The 14,790-nt window shown below is 54.9% G+C and carries 16 protein-coding genes and 1 tRNA gene; 4 read left to right on the forward strand and 13 right to left on the reverse strand.

From position 1 onward, the window contains the following. Complete coding sequence (locus MCACP_RS10035) at positions 1–759, reverse strand: helix-turn-helix domain-containing protein (RefSeq protein ID WP_406676628.1); 759 nt, start codon at positions 757–759, stop codon at positions 1–3. Between the two features lie 165 nt (positions 760–924). Here MCACP_RS10035 and MCACP_RS10040 point away from each other — a divergent pair, with 165 nt between their 5' ends. Next, positions 925–1,323 carry a YckD family protein gene (locus MCACP_RS10040; RefSeq protein ID WP_406676629.1) on the forward strand — a complete coding sequence of 133 codons (399 nt, stop codon included), beginning with the start codon at positions 925–927 and terminating at the stop codon, positions 1,321–1,323. Between the two features lie 87 nt (positions 1,324–1,410). Here the strand turns inward: MCACP_RS10040 and MCACP_RS10045 are convergent, their stop codons facing one another. Continuing rightward, on the reverse strand, positions 1,411–1,917 hold the full coding sequence (locus tag MCACP_RS10045) for a peroxiredoxin family protein (protein ID WP_406676630.1): 507 nt from the start codon (positions 1,915–1,917) through the stop codon (positions 1,411–1,413). A 10-nt stretch (positions 1,918–1,927) separates the two neighbouring features. Further along, the gene (locus tag MCACP_RS10050; protein WP_406676631.1) at positions 1,928–2,590 is read right to left on the reverse strand and encodes a cytochrome c biogenesis CcdA family protein; all 663 of its coding nucleotides are present in this window, start codon (positions 2,588–2,590) and stop codon (positions 1,928–1,930) included. A 257-nt stretch (positions 2,591–2,847) separates the two neighbouring features. Between MCACP_RS10050 and MCACP_RS10055 the strand changes: the two genes are divergently transcribed. Next, positions 2,848–4,269, forward strand: coding sequence for a glycosyltransferase family 2 protein (locus MCACP_RS10055; RefSeq protein WP_406676632.1), 1,422 nt, complete (start codon positions 2,848–2,850; stop codon positions 4,267–4,269). Between the two features lie 65 nt (positions 4,270–4,334). Beyond that, positions 4,335–4,523: a ferredoxin gene (locus MCACP_RS10060; RefSeq protein WP_141304906.1), complete on the forward strand. Its 189-nt coding sequence runs from the start codon at positions 4,335–4,337 to the stop codon at positions 4,521–4,523. A gap of 64 nt (positions 4,524–4,587) precedes the next feature. Here the strand turns inward: MCACP_RS10060 and MCACP_RS10065 are convergent, their stop codons facing one another. Then, positions 4,588–4,863, reverse strand: coding sequence for a DUF3243 domain-containing protein (locus MCACP_RS10065; RefSeq protein ID WP_406676633.1), 276 nt, complete (start codon positions 4,861–4,863; stop codon positions 4,588–4,590). 156 nt (positions 4,864–5,019) lie between these two features. On the opposite strand from MCACP_RS10065, the gene MCACP_RS10070 reads away from it, so the two are divergent. Next, complete coding sequence (locus MCACP_RS10070) at positions 5,020–5,598, forward strand: nitroreductase family protein (protein ID WP_406676634.1); 579 nt, start codon at positions 5,020–5,022, stop codon at positions 5,596–5,598. A gap of 12 nt (positions 5,599–5,610) precedes the next feature. Here MCACP_RS10070 and MCACP_RS10075 read toward each other — a convergent pair whose 3' ends face one another. The 9 genes from MCACP_RS10075 to MCACP_RS10115 form a co-directional block, all read right to left on the reverse strand. Then, positions 5,611–6,759, reverse strand: a complete 1,149-nt coding sequence (locus MCACP_RS10075; protein ID WP_406676635.1) for an amidase domain-containing protein — start codon at positions 6,757–6,759, stop codon at positions 5,611–5,613. A gap of 136 nt (positions 6,760–6,895) precedes the next feature. Then, positions 6,896–6,980 (reverse strand) — tRNA-Leu (locus tag MCACP_RS10080). A gap of 125 nt (positions 6,981–7,105) precedes the next feature. Continuing rightward, positions 7,106–8,140 carry a nicotinate phosphoribosyltransferase gene (locus MCACP_RS10085; protein WP_406678736.1) on the reverse strand — a complete coding sequence of 345 codons (1,035 nt, stop codon included), beginning with the start codon at positions 8,138–8,140 and terminating at the stop codon, positions 7,106–7,108. Between the two features lie 85 nt (positions 8,141–8,225). After that, positions 8,226–8,777 (reverse strand): lytic transglycosylase domain-containing protein, encoded by a 552-nt coding sequence (locus MCACP_RS10090; RefSeq protein ID WP_406676636.1) that lies wholly within the window; start codon positions 8,775–8,777, stop codon positions 8,226–8,228. Between the two features lie 10 nt (positions 8,778–8,787). Beyond that, positions 8,788–9,408 (reverse strand): dephospho-CoA kinase, encoded by a 621-nt coding sequence (coaE, locus tag MCACP_RS10095; RefSeq protein ID WP_406678737.1) that lies wholly within the window; start codon positions 9,406–9,408, stop codon positions 8,788–8,790. 116 nt (positions 9,409–9,524) lie between these two features. Further along, positions 9,525–10,349 (reverse strand): bifunctional DNA-formamidopyrimidine glycosylase/DNA-(apurinic or apyrimidinic site) lyase, encoded by an 825-nt coding sequence (gene mutM, locus MCACP_RS10100; RefSeq protein WP_406676637.1) that lies wholly within the window; start codon positions 10,347–10,349, stop codon positions 9,525–9,527. After that, entirely contained in the window at positions 10,333–13,011 is a 2,679-nt protein-coding gene (gene polA, locus MCACP_RS10105) for a DNA polymerase I (protein WP_406676638.1), read from the reverse strand. Before polA ends, mutM begins: the two co-directional genes overlap by 17 nt. A gap of 91 nt (positions 13,012–13,102) precedes the next feature. Continuing rightward, positions 13,103–14,110 carry an anti-sigma factor family protein gene (locus MCACP_RS10110; RefSeq protein WP_406676639.1) on the reverse strand — a complete coding sequence of 336 codons (1,008 nt, stop codon included), beginning with the start codon at positions 14,108–14,110 and terminating at the stop codon, positions 13,103–13,105. Beyond that, the gene (locus tag MCACP_RS10115) at positions 14,107–14,724 is read right to left on the reverse strand and encodes an RNA polymerase sigma factor (protein ID WP_406676640.1); all 618 of its coding nucleotides are present in this window, start codon (positions 14,722–14,724) and stop codon (positions 14,107–14,109) included. The genes MCACP_RS10110 and MCACP_RS10115 overlap by 4 nt, the downstream gene beginning before the upstream one ends. Positions 14,725–14,790 lie beyond the last annotated feature (66 nt).

Here is a 14,790-nt window from a genome sequence, read left to right on the forward strand (position 1 = left end):
TTAGTGGCAGCGTTTATAGAGCTGGATAAAATTAAGGATAAAACGGAGTTCTTCCTCGGTACAATTGCATACCAGGCGCAATACGGACTGTACCTGGGGTTCCATTAGCAACCGGCGTACTGCAGGGCTCATCTGGTTCAGTATCTCATCCAACCCGGTATCGTCAGCTATAAAATAACAGGGAGAAATATTTAAGACTTCGCCGATTTTTTCCAGGGTTTTTAAGGATGGCTGTACCTTACCCTGTTCAATCTGGCCGATAAGGCCGGCCGAAACTCCGGCAGCCCGGGCCAGGTCAGCCTGGGTAAGGCCCTGCTCTTCCCGGGCCTGGCGCAATTTTTGCCCCAGGGAGCCGCCTGTTCCGATAATCGTACTTAAGGGGACATCGAGGACGGTAGTAATTTTTTTCAGGGTATCGATGGCCGGGTATACATTCCCCCTCTCTATTTCACTCAGATAGGAAATAGAGATGCCGGCTTCCTCGGCCAGGGTGCTCAAACTTTTACCTTTCTTTTCCCGCAAGAGCCGGATCCTCTCTCCCAGGGCGATGCCCCGCTCATTGCCGGCCTCCACGAGTTGTTCCCGGGGGAAATTTAAAGCGCCGGCTATTTTATCAAGGGTTTTCAGGGAGGGTTTTTTCGCTCCCCGTTCGATTTCACTCAAATATGAAACGGAAATTTCAGCTTTTCTGGCTAGGTCCTGAAGTGAATAACCCCGTTCTTCCCTGAGTTCCCGGATGCGTTTACCACAGACGCGCATTTTCTTTCGCTCTCCTGGGATATAACTTGAATTAAGTTATAGTATTATCGAATAAAGTATAAATTAAAAGCTCCGGCCATGTCAAGTTTCAAATTTTCTTCATACTTTAGCCATATTTTTATCATTCCTGCCGGGTAGAATATACCTCGAAAGGAGGTGGCGCGGGTGACGAAAAAAATTGCCATCGTCCTCGCCATAGTGTTAATGCTGGGGGTGCTGGCGCCGGTGGCCTTTGCGGCAGTTACCGACCAGCAAAAAGCGGAGATTGATGCCTTGTACCAGCAGATCATCGCGCTGCGTCAGCAAATTGTCGACAAGTATGTTGAAGCCGGCGAACTAACAAAGGAACAGGGTGAGGCGATTAAGGAAAGGATCCGGGACATGGAAGAATACCATAGTAAATATGGTATAGTTCCCGGCGCCTGCCATGGCGGGGCAGGCTATGGTATGATGGGCGGCTGGGGCCGCGGGTTCCAGGGCGGTTTTGACAATAACCCCACCCCTGGTAACCAGAATTCAGCCTTCTACGGCCCTGCCATGATGCGTGGTTACATGGGTCTGTAAAGCCACACCCTATCTTATTTCGTGCTAAACTTAAGGAAAAACAGCCCCATTGTTAAGGGGCTGTTTTTTCGCGGGTAACAAAGAGGCTCAAAGGAGATCCTTGACAAGATTATCCAGTTCTCCTGGCCCCAGGGGTCCTTGTTTGACCCGGCGGATCTGGCCCTGGCGGTCGATTATAAAGGTAGTGGGAATGCCGCCGACACCGTAGCTCCTCGCCACCCGGCTGTCGTGGTCCAGGAGTACAAGGTAATTATGTTCCTTTTTTCCCAGGAAGGCCCGGATGCCGGCCTCTGTCTCCCGCTGCATGATATTGATAGCCAGGACCTTTACGCCCTGGCCCGCCAGTCTCCCCGCCGCCGCATCCAATTCCTCCATTTCCGCCACACAGTAGGAACACCAGGTGGCCCAAAAGTTTAATACTACCACCTGGCCCTTAAGGCTTGCCAGAGTGATCTCGCCGCCTTCCAGGACGGGCAGGGTGAATGCGGGGGCCAGAACCTTGTTGCCCTGACGTCCCGGCAGGATGAAGGAAGCAGCCAGAACGGCAACCATAATAACAATGATTATAACAGGCGCCTTCCAGTTTTTAGGCATAGGTTTCCTCCTAGATAAAAGTATTTAACCGCCCGAAAAAGACCAGCAAGCCCATAAAAATAAGTATAATCCCGCTTATAAAGGATATAATGGGTAAATAACGGGAAAACTGGCGTAAAAGGTGCAAAACCGGTCCCACGGCCAGGGCGCTGGCGATAAAGGGGATTGCCAATCCCAGGGAGTAAAAGGTGAGGAGAAGCATACCCTTAAAAAGGGTGGCCTGGCTACCGGCATAAATCAAAATGGAAGCCAGGACCGGGCCGATGCAGGGCGTCCATCCGGAAGCAAAGGCCATCCCCAGCAGAAAGGAAGGGACGGCACCAGGAGCCCGGGGCTGCAGGCACCACTTTTTTTCTTGACTTAAAAAGGGCAGGCGGACAATTCCGGCCACCTGCAAACCGAAAAATATAATTAGGATTCCCCCGGCACGGTTTAAAAAGGGACGGTACCGCAAGAGCATGGAGCCCAGGCTGCCGGCCGAGGCTCCCAGGAGGATAAAGATCAGGGAAAAGCCGGCGGTAAAGAGAGCCGCCCGGCGGGCTAAAAAAGAGCGGTCCAGTTCCTCTGCCTTACCGCTAGCTGCAGCTGAGCCGCCCAGGTAAGTAAAATAGGCCGGCAACAAAGGTATAATACAGGGTGAAAAAAAGGATAGCATACCGGCGGCGAAGGCCACAGCTATAGACCAGTTTTCCAGTGCAGCTCACCTCTTTTTGATTATATTATTTTTGCGTTACGCCGTCAATATAATACTACCAGGAAAAGGGATGAAGCCGAATGTAAAGCAAATGAGACAAAAATCCGGGTAAATAACCTCTTTACTACCTGGAGAACGTCTTTTGCCTTTGTACCGTCATTAAACCTAATTGGTGGCAATGGGTTATAATGCTATAATAGGTGGCGGCGTAAATACCCTGATTGGGAGAGATAAGGATGGATTGGGAAATAATAAGCCCTGCCCAGGTTTTATACCTAGTTGCCGTTGGCTTTTACCTGCTTTTTTTCACCCTCTTTCTGAGGTATTTCTTCTGGATGTGGTATTCCTACCGTAATTACTGGAGCAAACGGTTTGCCCTCGACAGAGAAAAGGTAATAGCCCTGGCAGCTGCCAAAAACTTGGAGCTACCTTTTTTTACGATCCTTGTTCCGGCCCGTAACGAAGCTGACGTTATCGCCAATACCATTGAACACCTGGCTTCTTTAAATTATCCTAATGACCGTTACGAAATCTTGGTAATTACCGACGAAAAAGAAGCCCTGGCCAAATCTTCCGGCGAACACACCGGTCCTACGACCATGGAAGTGGTGGAGGCCAAGATCCGGGAATTTGCCAGCCGCGGGGATGTGCCGCAGCTGAAACACTGTACCGTTCCCTATGATTTTGATGGGCGCTTCCGGGGTTCGCGCCGGGGCCACAGTATTCCATCAACTAAAGGCCGGGCTTTGAACTACGGCCTGGAATTTGTCGACCCCAGGACCACCATCTGTGGTTTTTACGATGCCGAAAGCCATCCCGAAGCCGATGTCCTGCTCTACATAGCCTGGTCCTGGCTCAATGACCCGCGGGAGCGTATCTGGCAGGGGCCGGTTTTCCAGGTCCGCAATTTCTACCAGCTTGGCCTCATAACAAAAATAGCTGCCATTTACCAGGCTATTTCCCATGAGATCTACCTGCCGGTATTAATGAAAAAGTTGCCCTTCGTGGGTGGGACCAACCTTTTCGTGGGGCGGCACCTGCTGGAGCGCATTGGCGGCTATGACCACCGCGCCCTGACGGAGGACCTGGAACTGGGGGTAAGGGCCTATTTGGAAACAGGCGTCTGGGCCGAATACTTCCCTTACTACAGCACCGAACAGACTCCCGCTACCTTCTATGCTTTTTTCCGGCAGAGGCTGCGCTGGGGTAGCGGTCACCTGCAGGTATGCGAGAAATTCCGCTATGCCTACCAATATTCATGGGATAAACGTGGGCCTCTCCTGCACAATCTTTTCTGGAAGGGGCAAGGGGAGTGGCTCCTTTACCAGGGTGCCGTCCTGGTACCCCTGTCCCTCCTGTTCCTGGGACTGAACGGGGGGCTGGATCCTTCCATCCTCCCCCTAGGTTTCCGGATGGCCCTCCATTACCTGATATTTGTCTACTTTGCCTTTACCTTTTACGCCTACGGCCACTTCAGCCGCCATATGACCCCGGTTAGCTGGTGGCAGCAGTTGGGTGGGGCCCTCCAGCTCCTGACCTTGCCCTTTGCTAGTTTCTTCCTGCCGCTGCCCTACACCACGGCTTCAATCATGAAGGCTTTAAACCGCCAGCCTCAGACCTGGGTGAAGACACCGCGTACTAAAGAGGCAACTCGCTAGTATGAAAAGGCAGGTGGCGGTGCAAAATAGCTAATACTTTGGGAATAGATTTGGGGGGGATGACTTTGAAGGTTAGCGTTGATCAAGATCTCTGCATTGCCTGCGGCACCTGCATCGACCTGTGCCCCAGCGTTTTTGACTGGGACGACGAGGGGCTCTCACACGTTATCGTAGAGGAAGTGCCAGAAGACGCCGAGGATTGTGCCAGAGAATCCATTGAATCCTGTCCGACCGACGCTATCAAAGAAATTTAATCATAATCTACTAGAAGGAAGCCAGGTACTTATTAAGGGGAGCTATGTTTTAGCTCCCCTTTTTTTAATGGACCATATCCTCCTGGCGGCGACCATCGCTCACCATCCTGGTAATGAGGGCCGCCAGGACCCGCCTTTCATCTTCGCTGGCTACGTCCCATAGCTCTTTAATGACCCGTTGCTCCCGGTTCATAGGGTCGGCGTGTTCCGCCAGCCAGTTGCCCAGACGATAGGCTATATTGTTCATAGTCTTTTCCTCAAAACCTAGTTTCCCGCCTAGATTAACCATCATAGAAAGGGAATCCTTCCACTGTTCCCATTCTTTTTCCCAATCAGGCATGCCGTCACCTCCGGGTAAAAATAAAGGTTTTCAGCTAGTTTATCCTCCTTTAATACAAATTTATGCAAGCAACGGATCACTGCTTAACCTTGACATCAGCTGGTAAAAGGATAAAATATAATCCAATATTATCAATCCAAAGGAGCTGACCTGCAGGTGGAACTGTACACAGCCATTAAAGCCCGGCGGAGCATCCGCCAGTACAAACCAGATATGGTCCCGCGGGAGGTTATCAGCCGTATCCTGGAGATGGCTACCTGGGCTCCCTCGGGGCTCAACTGGCAGCAGTGGGAGTTCATGGTCATAAGCGGTCCTAAAAAGGACGAGCTTGCCCGGAGTTACGGTCGCATCGTGGAATTTGGCATGCCGCCAGAGGGCAAACGCACCCCCCAGCAGGAGGGCTTTTTACAGTGGGCCAGAACCCTGGGTGGCGCACCGGTGGCCATTGTCGCCCTGACCCGGGCCCATGGCCAGCCCAGCATTCGCAAAATGAACCTGGAAAGTGTTGCGGCAGCCTTCACCCATTTGCTTCTGGCAGCCACCAACGAGGGCCTGGGTACCTGCTGGATGACAGGCCCATTAAACAACGAGGCAGAACTCAGGAAAATACTGGATATACCGGCCGATAAAGAAATTGTAGCCATTACTCCTTTAGGTTACCCGGCCGAAAGCCCTGAAGCAGCGCCGCGCAAAAGCCTGGACGAAATTGTTACCTGGATTGGCTTTGAAGAGTAATCGTTATCAAACTCAATAGACTATCTGCAGCAGCCAGTAGATGGTCCGCCTGTCCCAACCCATGTCCCAGGGAACACGGGCGCGGTCGGCCGTATGGCTGTTGACCAGGAGGTACCCTGCGGAATCCCGGCCAACAACCACCGCCACATGGCTGACCTCGCCCTTTTCTTCATAGGCAATGATATCTCCCGGCTGGAGAACATTGACGGCCCCCTGGGGGTAAATGGTTGAAGTCCTGGTAACCTCCGCAAAATCACCCCGCATAATTCTTACGGCCAGGCCGCTGTCCATGAGGTAATGGACCAGAGCCCCGGCCTGGGCCCAGGCCTGGCTGCCCTCGCCGTTATGGTAATTCCAGACCCAGTCCCGTGGTATGGCGCCGGCATTTTTATCGCTCAGCACCTGTGATGCAAAATTAGCACAATCACCGCCCAGGCCGGTGAAGTCCCGGTAAGCCTGGTTATAGCGGCCATCCCCTGTGCCAAGCCGGACACCGCTGTAACGTTCGGCATATTTAACGGCTGCCTGACGGCGGTATTTACCCGGAGGCGGGTCGGGAACTGCTACGTTACATCTGGCAGTGCCAGGAGCAACATCCGGATCCAGGTCGTCGGCCTCAAAGGGGTCCCAGTACCAGTCCCGGGTAATTAACCACTGGCCATCGCGCTTCACCAGTTCCACCCAGTGAATGGTCCGGACGCCCATCTGGTTGACTGTTTTTTCCGGCTCGCCCCGGTGACGGTAATTAAGGACAATATGCTGGGATACAGAGGCCCAACGCCTGCCATTTTCATTCCCGGTATCAACAATGACCAGGTCCATCCGGCTCCCTGAAAGAATTATCTGGCGCTCCTTCAACCATTCACGGACATATTTAATGCGGCCGATTTCATGATTTAAGGCAAAAAGGCCAGAGGTAACCGTTGTATCGTAATAAGCTTCCAGGCCTTCATAATCGCCGCTGACAAGGCCCCGGGCCCTGGCAGTAAAGATTTGCTGGAGACGTTCTCTCAGTTCCTTCTCTTCAGTGTGGGCTGCAAGGGCCGGCAGGATCTGATGGTGCAAGGGTACAGCTCCAAGTACCAGCCCGAAGAGAGCCAGGAACCCCAGCATAAAAATACAAGAACGCAAACCCAGTATTACTACCCGTACCCGGCCCACGGTCAATCCCCCTAAAGCCCAAAATCACTATAAATGTATATTCTGTGAAGGGGACAAAAAAAACTTGACCAGGGCCTTGAAGAGCGACACCACCTGGGTAAAAAAATAAACGTGGGCATTATCCCACGTTAGTTGCTGGTGCGGCGAGCGGGACTTGAACCCGCACGGGTGTACCCATACGCCCCTCAAACGTACGCGTCTGCCAGTTCCGCCATCGCCGCATACCTGGCATGGTTAATTATAAACCCCGGACGGTATTCCTGTCAAGGATAAAGCCGGCTTGAACTTTCGAAAAATCCGGCTTGCTGGCAGACACTCCGTATCACCCGGCCCGGCTTAATTTTTCTTACTTTAGTTTTTCCAGCCTGGGATTGGGGATGATACCTGGCAGGCGGCCGCGCTTGGCCACCGGCCGGCCTTCAACCTCTTTTAAATCCATGGTCATATCAATGGGTGCGGCCCCCGAAATATAGCTACCCACACCAAAGGCATCGGCTCCGGCTTCAATGAGGGCGCGGATACGCTCCGGCGTCAGGCCGCCGGAGACAAAAATCCGCACATGGTTGAAACCTGCGGTATCCAGGCGGTAGCGAACTTCCCGTACAAGCTCCGGGGTAACGCCGCCCCGCTCGCTAGGGGTATCCAGGCGGACCCCGGCCAGGGCCGGCCCCAGGGCTTCTGCTACCCGCAGGGCTTCCTCCGCCTCGTCCTTAAAAGTATCCACAAGAATGGTACGCTTAGCATCGGGAGGCATAAGGCGATGATAGGCCAGGGCTCCCTCAACGGTATCGCCAATAATAAGGAAAATGGCATGGGGCACCGTACCCTGGGGCTCCTGGCCGGCCAGCTTGGCTGCCAGTATACAGCTGGCGCCACTGGCGCCGCCGATAATGGCCGCCCGCTCCATGACCGGGGCCACGGCAGGGTGCACGTGGCGGGCACCAAAGCAGAAAAAGGGATGCCCACCGGCCGCTTCCTTGATTTCCCGGGCGGCAGTAGCCCAACCGCTGGAACTGGCCAGCATCCCCAGGATAGTAGTTTCAAAAAGGCCAAATTCACTATAGGGCCCCTGGATGCGCATAACTACTTCTTTGGGGGAAAAGGAGCTCCCCTCCGGTAGTCCCCAGATGGTAACCTTTTTCTCCCGCAGCAGTTCCAGTACCTCATTGACGCCACAGATGATGCCGGCGCGGCGGGGAAAGATTTCGGCCGTGACAAGGGTGTCCACCTTACCAAGGGCCTTGAGAATTTCATAAGTACGGACAAAATATATGTCGGTAGTTGCCCCGCCGGCTATTTCATCATGCTGGGCGGAATAAAATCGCCTGCCAGGTGCCACCTGGAGCTTCCTGACCTTGTCCAGGGAATCCATGACCTCCATCGCCATCAAAATCCACTCCTTGACCTGTAAGTTCATTTTGTCAAAGGTTTTCCTATATTATTCGGCTTTCACGACCAAATACCTGCTAGTGCACATGGGGATATAAGATACGGTACACCCGATAATTTTGGAGCACCCGGCGCACAAACTCCCTGGTTTCGGGGAAGGGAATCTGGCTTAAGTTCCGGCTGCTACCATCCCAGATCCCCGTATCCAGCCAGTTGTGGACATTACCGCGCCCGCCATTATATGCCGCCAGGGCCGGGGTGAGATCACCAAATTCTCGCAGAAGCTCAGCCAGGTACCAGCTACCCAAGCGCAGGTTATATTCCGGGGAGAAGAGCCGCTCGGGATCGTAAGGAAGCCCCAGTTGTCCGGCCGCCAGCCTAGCTGTTTCCGGCATCAGTTGCATCAATCCCCGGGCACCCTGTGCGGACTGGGCCCGGGGATAAAATTTGCTTTCTACACGAGTGAGGGCCGCTACCAGGAGGGGGTCCAGGCCTTCCCGGTGGGCATAATTGACGATAATTTCTATATAAGGGAAGGGATAAAAGACACGCACCGCCCGGGGCAGGAGGAAAGAAAGGAACGCTGTAACTACCAGCAGCCACAGGTAACGGCGCCAGGTTTTTATCATGAAGTACCCCTCACTTTTTCCATGACATTCTTCCTTCTCGCTGGAGTTCCCGCCAGGCTGCCAGGACGGCGGTGCGGGTGGCGTCAAGGTCACCACCGGTGGGGATGATCCGGGTGGCATGGCGTAACCTTTCTCCTTCTCCCATCTGCGCCCGGAGACGGCTTTCAGCTTCTTCCTGTGAGAGGTTGTCCCGTTCCATCAATCTTTTTAACCGCACCGTTGCCGGTGCGGTTACCACCCAGATGGCATCCACCATATCGTCCATACCTGCTTCAATTAAGAGAGGGGCCTCAATAACTACCACCGCCTCCGGGTCAGTTTGGCGTAAAGCCGCTATTTGCGCCTGGACTCTCTCCCGGATGCGGGGGTGGGTTATGGCGTTCAACAATTCCCTGGCGGCAGCGTCACTAAAAACGATCCGGCCCAGGGCCCGCCTGTTAAGTAGGCCGTCCGGCTGCAGAATCCCCCGGCCAAAGGCGGCGACAATGTCCCTATAGGCAGGCTTGCCGGGAAGTACCACTTCCCTGGCCACCTGATCGGTGTCGATAACTATTGCCCCCAGTTCTTTTAAAATCCCGGCGACGGTGCTTTTACCGCTGGCAATACCGCCGGTAAGACCGATAATAAACATCTCCATTGCTCCTACCATCGCCAGATCCCTATGGCGATTGAATTTTAACCCTGCAGGGTTAATAATATAACAGCCTCCAGGCGCCCGGCAAGGGCTGGCCTTAAATACCCGGCCATTTAAACCTGGCAGGCAGGGCAAAATACCGTGCTCCGGCCGCCGATTTTCACCCGTTCAAGGGTGCAGCCACAGCGGCGGCAGGGCTGGCCGGCGCGGCCGTAAACCTGGAGGTAATCCTGATTTTTCCCCTGCTGGCCGTGGCCATCGACGTAATCCCTGAAAGAGGTGCCGAAATTCGCTATACCCTGCTCTAACGCGGCCCGCATGGCCCGGTGCAGGCGCACCAGTTCATTCTCTGTCAGCGAAGCCGCCGGTCTTAAGGGATTGAGCCCCGCCAGGAAGAGCATCTCATCGGCATAGATGTTACCAATCCCTGCCAGGAGGTGCTGGTCCAGGAGGACCTGTTTTACCGGTCGGCGCCGGCCGGCACAGATGGCTGCCAGGGTGGCGACATCAAAGGACGGATCCAGGGGTTCCGGTCCCAGTTTTTTCAGCCCGGCCGCTACCGTTACCTCGTCCTCCTGGCCCAGGTAGAGGCGCCCAAAACGGCGGCTGTCCACCCAGCGCAAGGCACCACCACCTGCCAGGCGGAAAACCACATGGGTATGGGGCAGTACAGGGCCGGTCGCCGCCGTTAAGATCAGGCGTCCGGTCATCCTTAAATGGGCCACCAGGCAATAGCCGGCTGTAAGGTAAAAAAGGAGATACTTCCCCCGGCGGTCGAGGCGGATTATTATTTTACCTGCCAGCAAATCGATGAAAGTGGCGGCATCGGGTACAGCAATAACGCCGGGGTAGTATACCTCTACCCCGGCAATGGTTTGCCCCCGGAGATGGGGGCTAAGAGTGCGTTTAATTGTTTCCACTTCAGGCAGTTCCGGCATCTTTCATCGCTCCATCATATGGTTCCATATCATACCAGCTACGGCCGTATTTTAAATCCACCTGGAGGGGGACCTGAAGTTCCAAGGTGTTTTCCATATTCTCCTTTACCAGAGCGGCTACTGCCGGCAGGTCTTCCTCAGGGACATCAAAGATCAATTCATCGTGAACCTGGAGGATCATCCTGGCGCCCGGGTATCGCTCCTCCAGCAGGCGGAAAATCTTAACCATGGCGATTTTAATAATATCTGCCGCGCTGCCTTGGATGGGGGTATTCATAGCTGCCCGCTCCCCAAAGCTGCGGGTGGTATGGTTGGAACTGAAGAGTTCCGGCAGGTAACGGCGCCGCCCCAGGAGGGTGGTTACATAGCCAACCTGCCGTGCCCTGGCAACGACCTCTTCCATGTAAGCCCTTACACCGGGGTAACGCTGGAAATAACGCTCAATATATTCATGGGCTTCGCTGCGGCTGATGCCCAGATCGCGGCTGAGGCCGAAATCGCTGATTCCGTAAACAATGCCGAAGTTCACGGCCTTGGCGCTGCGCCGCATGAACGGTGTCACTTCACTTAAGGGAACACCAAAGACTTCAGCTGCCGTCCGGGCATGGATGTCTTCCCCCCGGCGAAAGGCGGCAATCATGCCGGCATCACCGGAGATGTGGGCCAGGATACGAAGCTCGATCTGGGAGTAATCAGCAGCCAGAAGGAGGCGGCCGGGAGCATGGGGAACGAAAGCGCGGCGCAGGCGCCGGCCCACTTCCAGGCGCACCGGGATGTTTTGCAGATTGGGCTCGCTGCTGGACAGGCGGCCGGTAGCCGTCACCGTCTGGTTAAAGGTGGTATGGAGGCTCTTCGTTCTGGGATTGACCAGGGGCTTCAGCCCGTCCACATAGGTGGATTTTAACTTGGTAAGCTGGCGGTATTCCACCAGCTTGGCGGCAATGGGGTGTCTTGCGGCCAGTTCTTCCAGGACGGCAGCGTCGGTAGAAAAGCCAGTCTTGGTCCGCTTCACCGGCGGCAGGCCCAGTTTTTCAAAAAGGATATTCCCCAGCTGCCGCGATGAGTTGATATTAAACTTTTCCCCGGCCAGGCGGTAGATTTCTTCTGTCAGGGCGGCAATATTGCCTTCCAATTCAGCACCCATGAGGTCCAGGGTTTCCAGGTCAACAGCCACACCATAGCTTTCCATTTCGCCTAAAATCCGGGTCAGGGGAAGTTCCACCCGCCGGTAAAGCTCCTCCATACCGGCTACCTGCAATTTGGCAACTAATTCCCGGTGCAAGAGCCTGGTGGCCACGGCGCGCCGGGCAGTGGTCAGCCGTAAAGATTCATCTTCCACCAGCGCCAGGTCCAGGTGTTCCAGGCAGAGTTCCGGCAAATCGTGGCGGGAGGCGGTGGGATTAAGAAGGTAGCCGGCGATCATGGTGTCGCCCCCCGGATCGGCAACCTGTGCCCCGGCCTCCTTCAGCCAGACCAGGGCTGCCTTGGCATTGTGAAAGATAGGCCCTGCCTGCAGCAGGGGTGCCAGGGCCAGGGCCAGGCCAGAAGCCGGCACCCCCGCCGTATCCAGGACAGCCACGCCCCCTTCCCAGGCCAGTCCCACGGCTAAAGCTGCGGCTTCCAAATAATTGGCGTTATTCAAAGCCAGGGCGATAGCAACTTCTTGCTCCCCGGCCAGGCGCCCGGCAAGTTTGGCCAGTTCTTCCAGGCTGGTCAAAATATGGAGCTCCGGGAGATTCAGGGTTTTGACGGTGGCTGCCGGAGCCACCCCGGCTCCTTCTTCCTGCATGGCTTTTAAGACATCTCTGACCAGGCTGTTAAACTCCAGTTCTTTGTAAAGGGCCAGGACAGCCTTATAGTCCGGCTTCTCACGGCGGCAGGCTCCAAGATCTAGTTCTACCGGCACGTTGCAGCGAATGGTAGCCAGCTGCCTGGCCAGGCGGGCCTGGTCGGCGTAAGCGACCAGGTTGGCCGCTACTTTCCGCCCCTTCACTTCACCGGCATGGGCCAGTACCCCCTCCAGGTCGCCATACTGGCGGACCAGCTGTACGGCCGTCTTTTCCCCTACTCCGGGTACGCCGGGAATATTGTCGGAGGCATCACCCATGAGGGCCTTGACATCGATGAGCTGGCCGGGCTCCAGGCCATAGGCTTTTTTAATGGCCTCCAGGTCAAATAATTCCACCTGAGAAAGGCCGCGCCGCATGAGGAGGACCTTAACCCTGTCATCTACCAGCTGCAGGGCATCCCGGTCACCGGTCAGGATTAAAACCTCTAGTCCCGCCTCTTTCCCTTTGTGGCTTAAAGTCCCGATGAGATCATCAGCCTCGTAGCCTTCTAGTTCGCAGCTTGCCAGCTTCCAGGCTGCCAGGAGGCGTTTGACGAGGGCAAACTGGGGCCTGAGTTCCGGAGCGGTTTCAGGACGCGTCCCCTTATATTCCTCATACAGGTCGTGGCGGAAAGTAACCTTGCTGTGGTCAAAAGCCACGATTACATAGTCCGGCGCCACCAGGTCAAGGGCCTTTTGCAGCATGGTGGCAAAGCCATAAACGGCATTGGTCTGAAGGCCTTCACTTGTCTGGAGCGGCGGCAGGGCATGAAAGGCCCGGTGTATAATGCTGTTGCCGTCCACCAGGAGCAATTTACCTTTTTGTACGGGCATTCGTCACCCTTCTTTGTAAAAAACGCTGCTTCTATTTTATCTTTTTCTGTTTCCAGTGGCAATTCTTTTCCCCTTCATCAAAAAACCACCCTTAAGGTGAGGGTGGTCTGGAGGACGCCTCCGGTACCGGGGTTGGGGCTGGCTTCTTATATACCTTTTCAGGTACCGTCAAAGTTTGGTATATATCTGCTGAATCAATCTTATTTGGCGAGAGCATCCTGGCATCAGGGATGGCCAACTTCTTTTCCCCGGTTTGGTTATCAGGCGGGGTAGGCGGCGGTGAAATTGTTCCCGTCCCGGTTTGTTTACCGGTTGCTGTAATTTCTCCTTTATCTTTATTTATTTGTAGCTTGTTATCACCTGAAATAATTTGCTCCAGGGACGTCTGGTCCTGGAGGCCAGTTATTTGTTCACCGGGTAATTTTTGTCCCTTACCTGCTTGATGGTTCTGTTCTGAGGCTGGACCGGGGTTTTGGCCCCGGGAGCCAACATTGGTCATGGCCTGGACAACCGGATTTCTCTTTCCGCTGTTAAAAACTGGCTGGGGTTTGGTGGCCTTCGCCGGTTGTCGCCTCAGAGGCTGTGCCGGCCGGGCTTCTTCCCCTGATGGGGTTATTGCTGGTGCCGGTGGTTTGTTTTCTTGATCTGTAATTATCATGGAGAAATCCCTTTTTGGTGCTGTAGTCGTCGGAGCCGGCAAAGCTTTCACCTGTCCCTGTTCTTCCTGCGTAAACGCAGACGTTACCTGCCTGGCTTGGAATGGTGGAGGGAAAGGAAAATAGCCGGCAGAGCCAGCAATAGCCACCACAACCGTAACCGCTGCCGCTGCCGCCAGAGAGAGCCACTGCGGCAGGCGCCGGTACCATGGCCGGCAGGCCGCCTCAAGCCGCGACCGTAAACGCTCCTCAAACCCGGCCGGCAGTTCCAGTTCTTCTTCCGACCAGGCCCTGAGAAGGTTCACTGTCTGGCGCAGGGCTTCCAGTTCTTCCCGGCAGGAGTTGCACCGACGCAAATGCTTCTCCACGTCCCGTCGTTGAGTTGCCGTCAGGACATCATCCAGATATGATGACAGCAATTCCCGGTAGTGGCTACAGTTCACCGCCCCTCACCCCCTTTGCTTATATAGACGCTTTGCAACGCTAAATGTTCCCGTTCCCTTATCAGGCGCTGTCGCAAAAACTGCCGCGCCCGGCTCAAGCGAGATTTCACCGTCCCCACAGAACAACCCAGGATGGTCGCTATCTGTTCATAGCTAAAGCCCTGCAAATCACGCATGATTATCACCATGCGATATTCCGGCGTCAGAACCTGGATTAGTTTATGTATATAGTCCTCCCCCTCCCTGGCCAGGAAAATTTCTTCCGGTGAAGGAACACCTCCCCAGGCGGCCAGCTCCCAGGGTACCACCTCTGTTTCCTGCAGACCCTCCAGGGAAAGGGCGGGCCGCCGTTTGAGGCGGCGCAGGGCATCGCGGCAGACATTGGCAATGATATGCTGCAGCCAGGTTTTAAAGGAACACTGGCCCCGGAAGCCCGGCAGGTTTTTATAGGCGCGCACCAGGGCCTCCTGGGCGGCATCACCGGCATCTTCGGGATTGCCCAGGAAGCGGTACGCAATGGTGTAGAGCATCTTCTGGTAACGCTCCACCAGGAGGGTAAAAGCCTCCATATCGCCCTTTCGACTCCGGGCCAGCAATTCTTCGTCCGAAACCACGGCTGCCCACCACCTTCCAGCTTTTTTCCTATTCGCCATCTCCCTTCCTTTATCCTTTTAGGCCTT

It is taken from the genome of Neomoorella carbonis (assembly GCF_045278715.1).
In the GTDB taxonomy this organism is placed as follows: domain Bacteria; phylum Bacillota; class DSM-521; order Neomoorellales; family Neomoorellaceae; genus Neomoorella; species Neomoorella carbonis.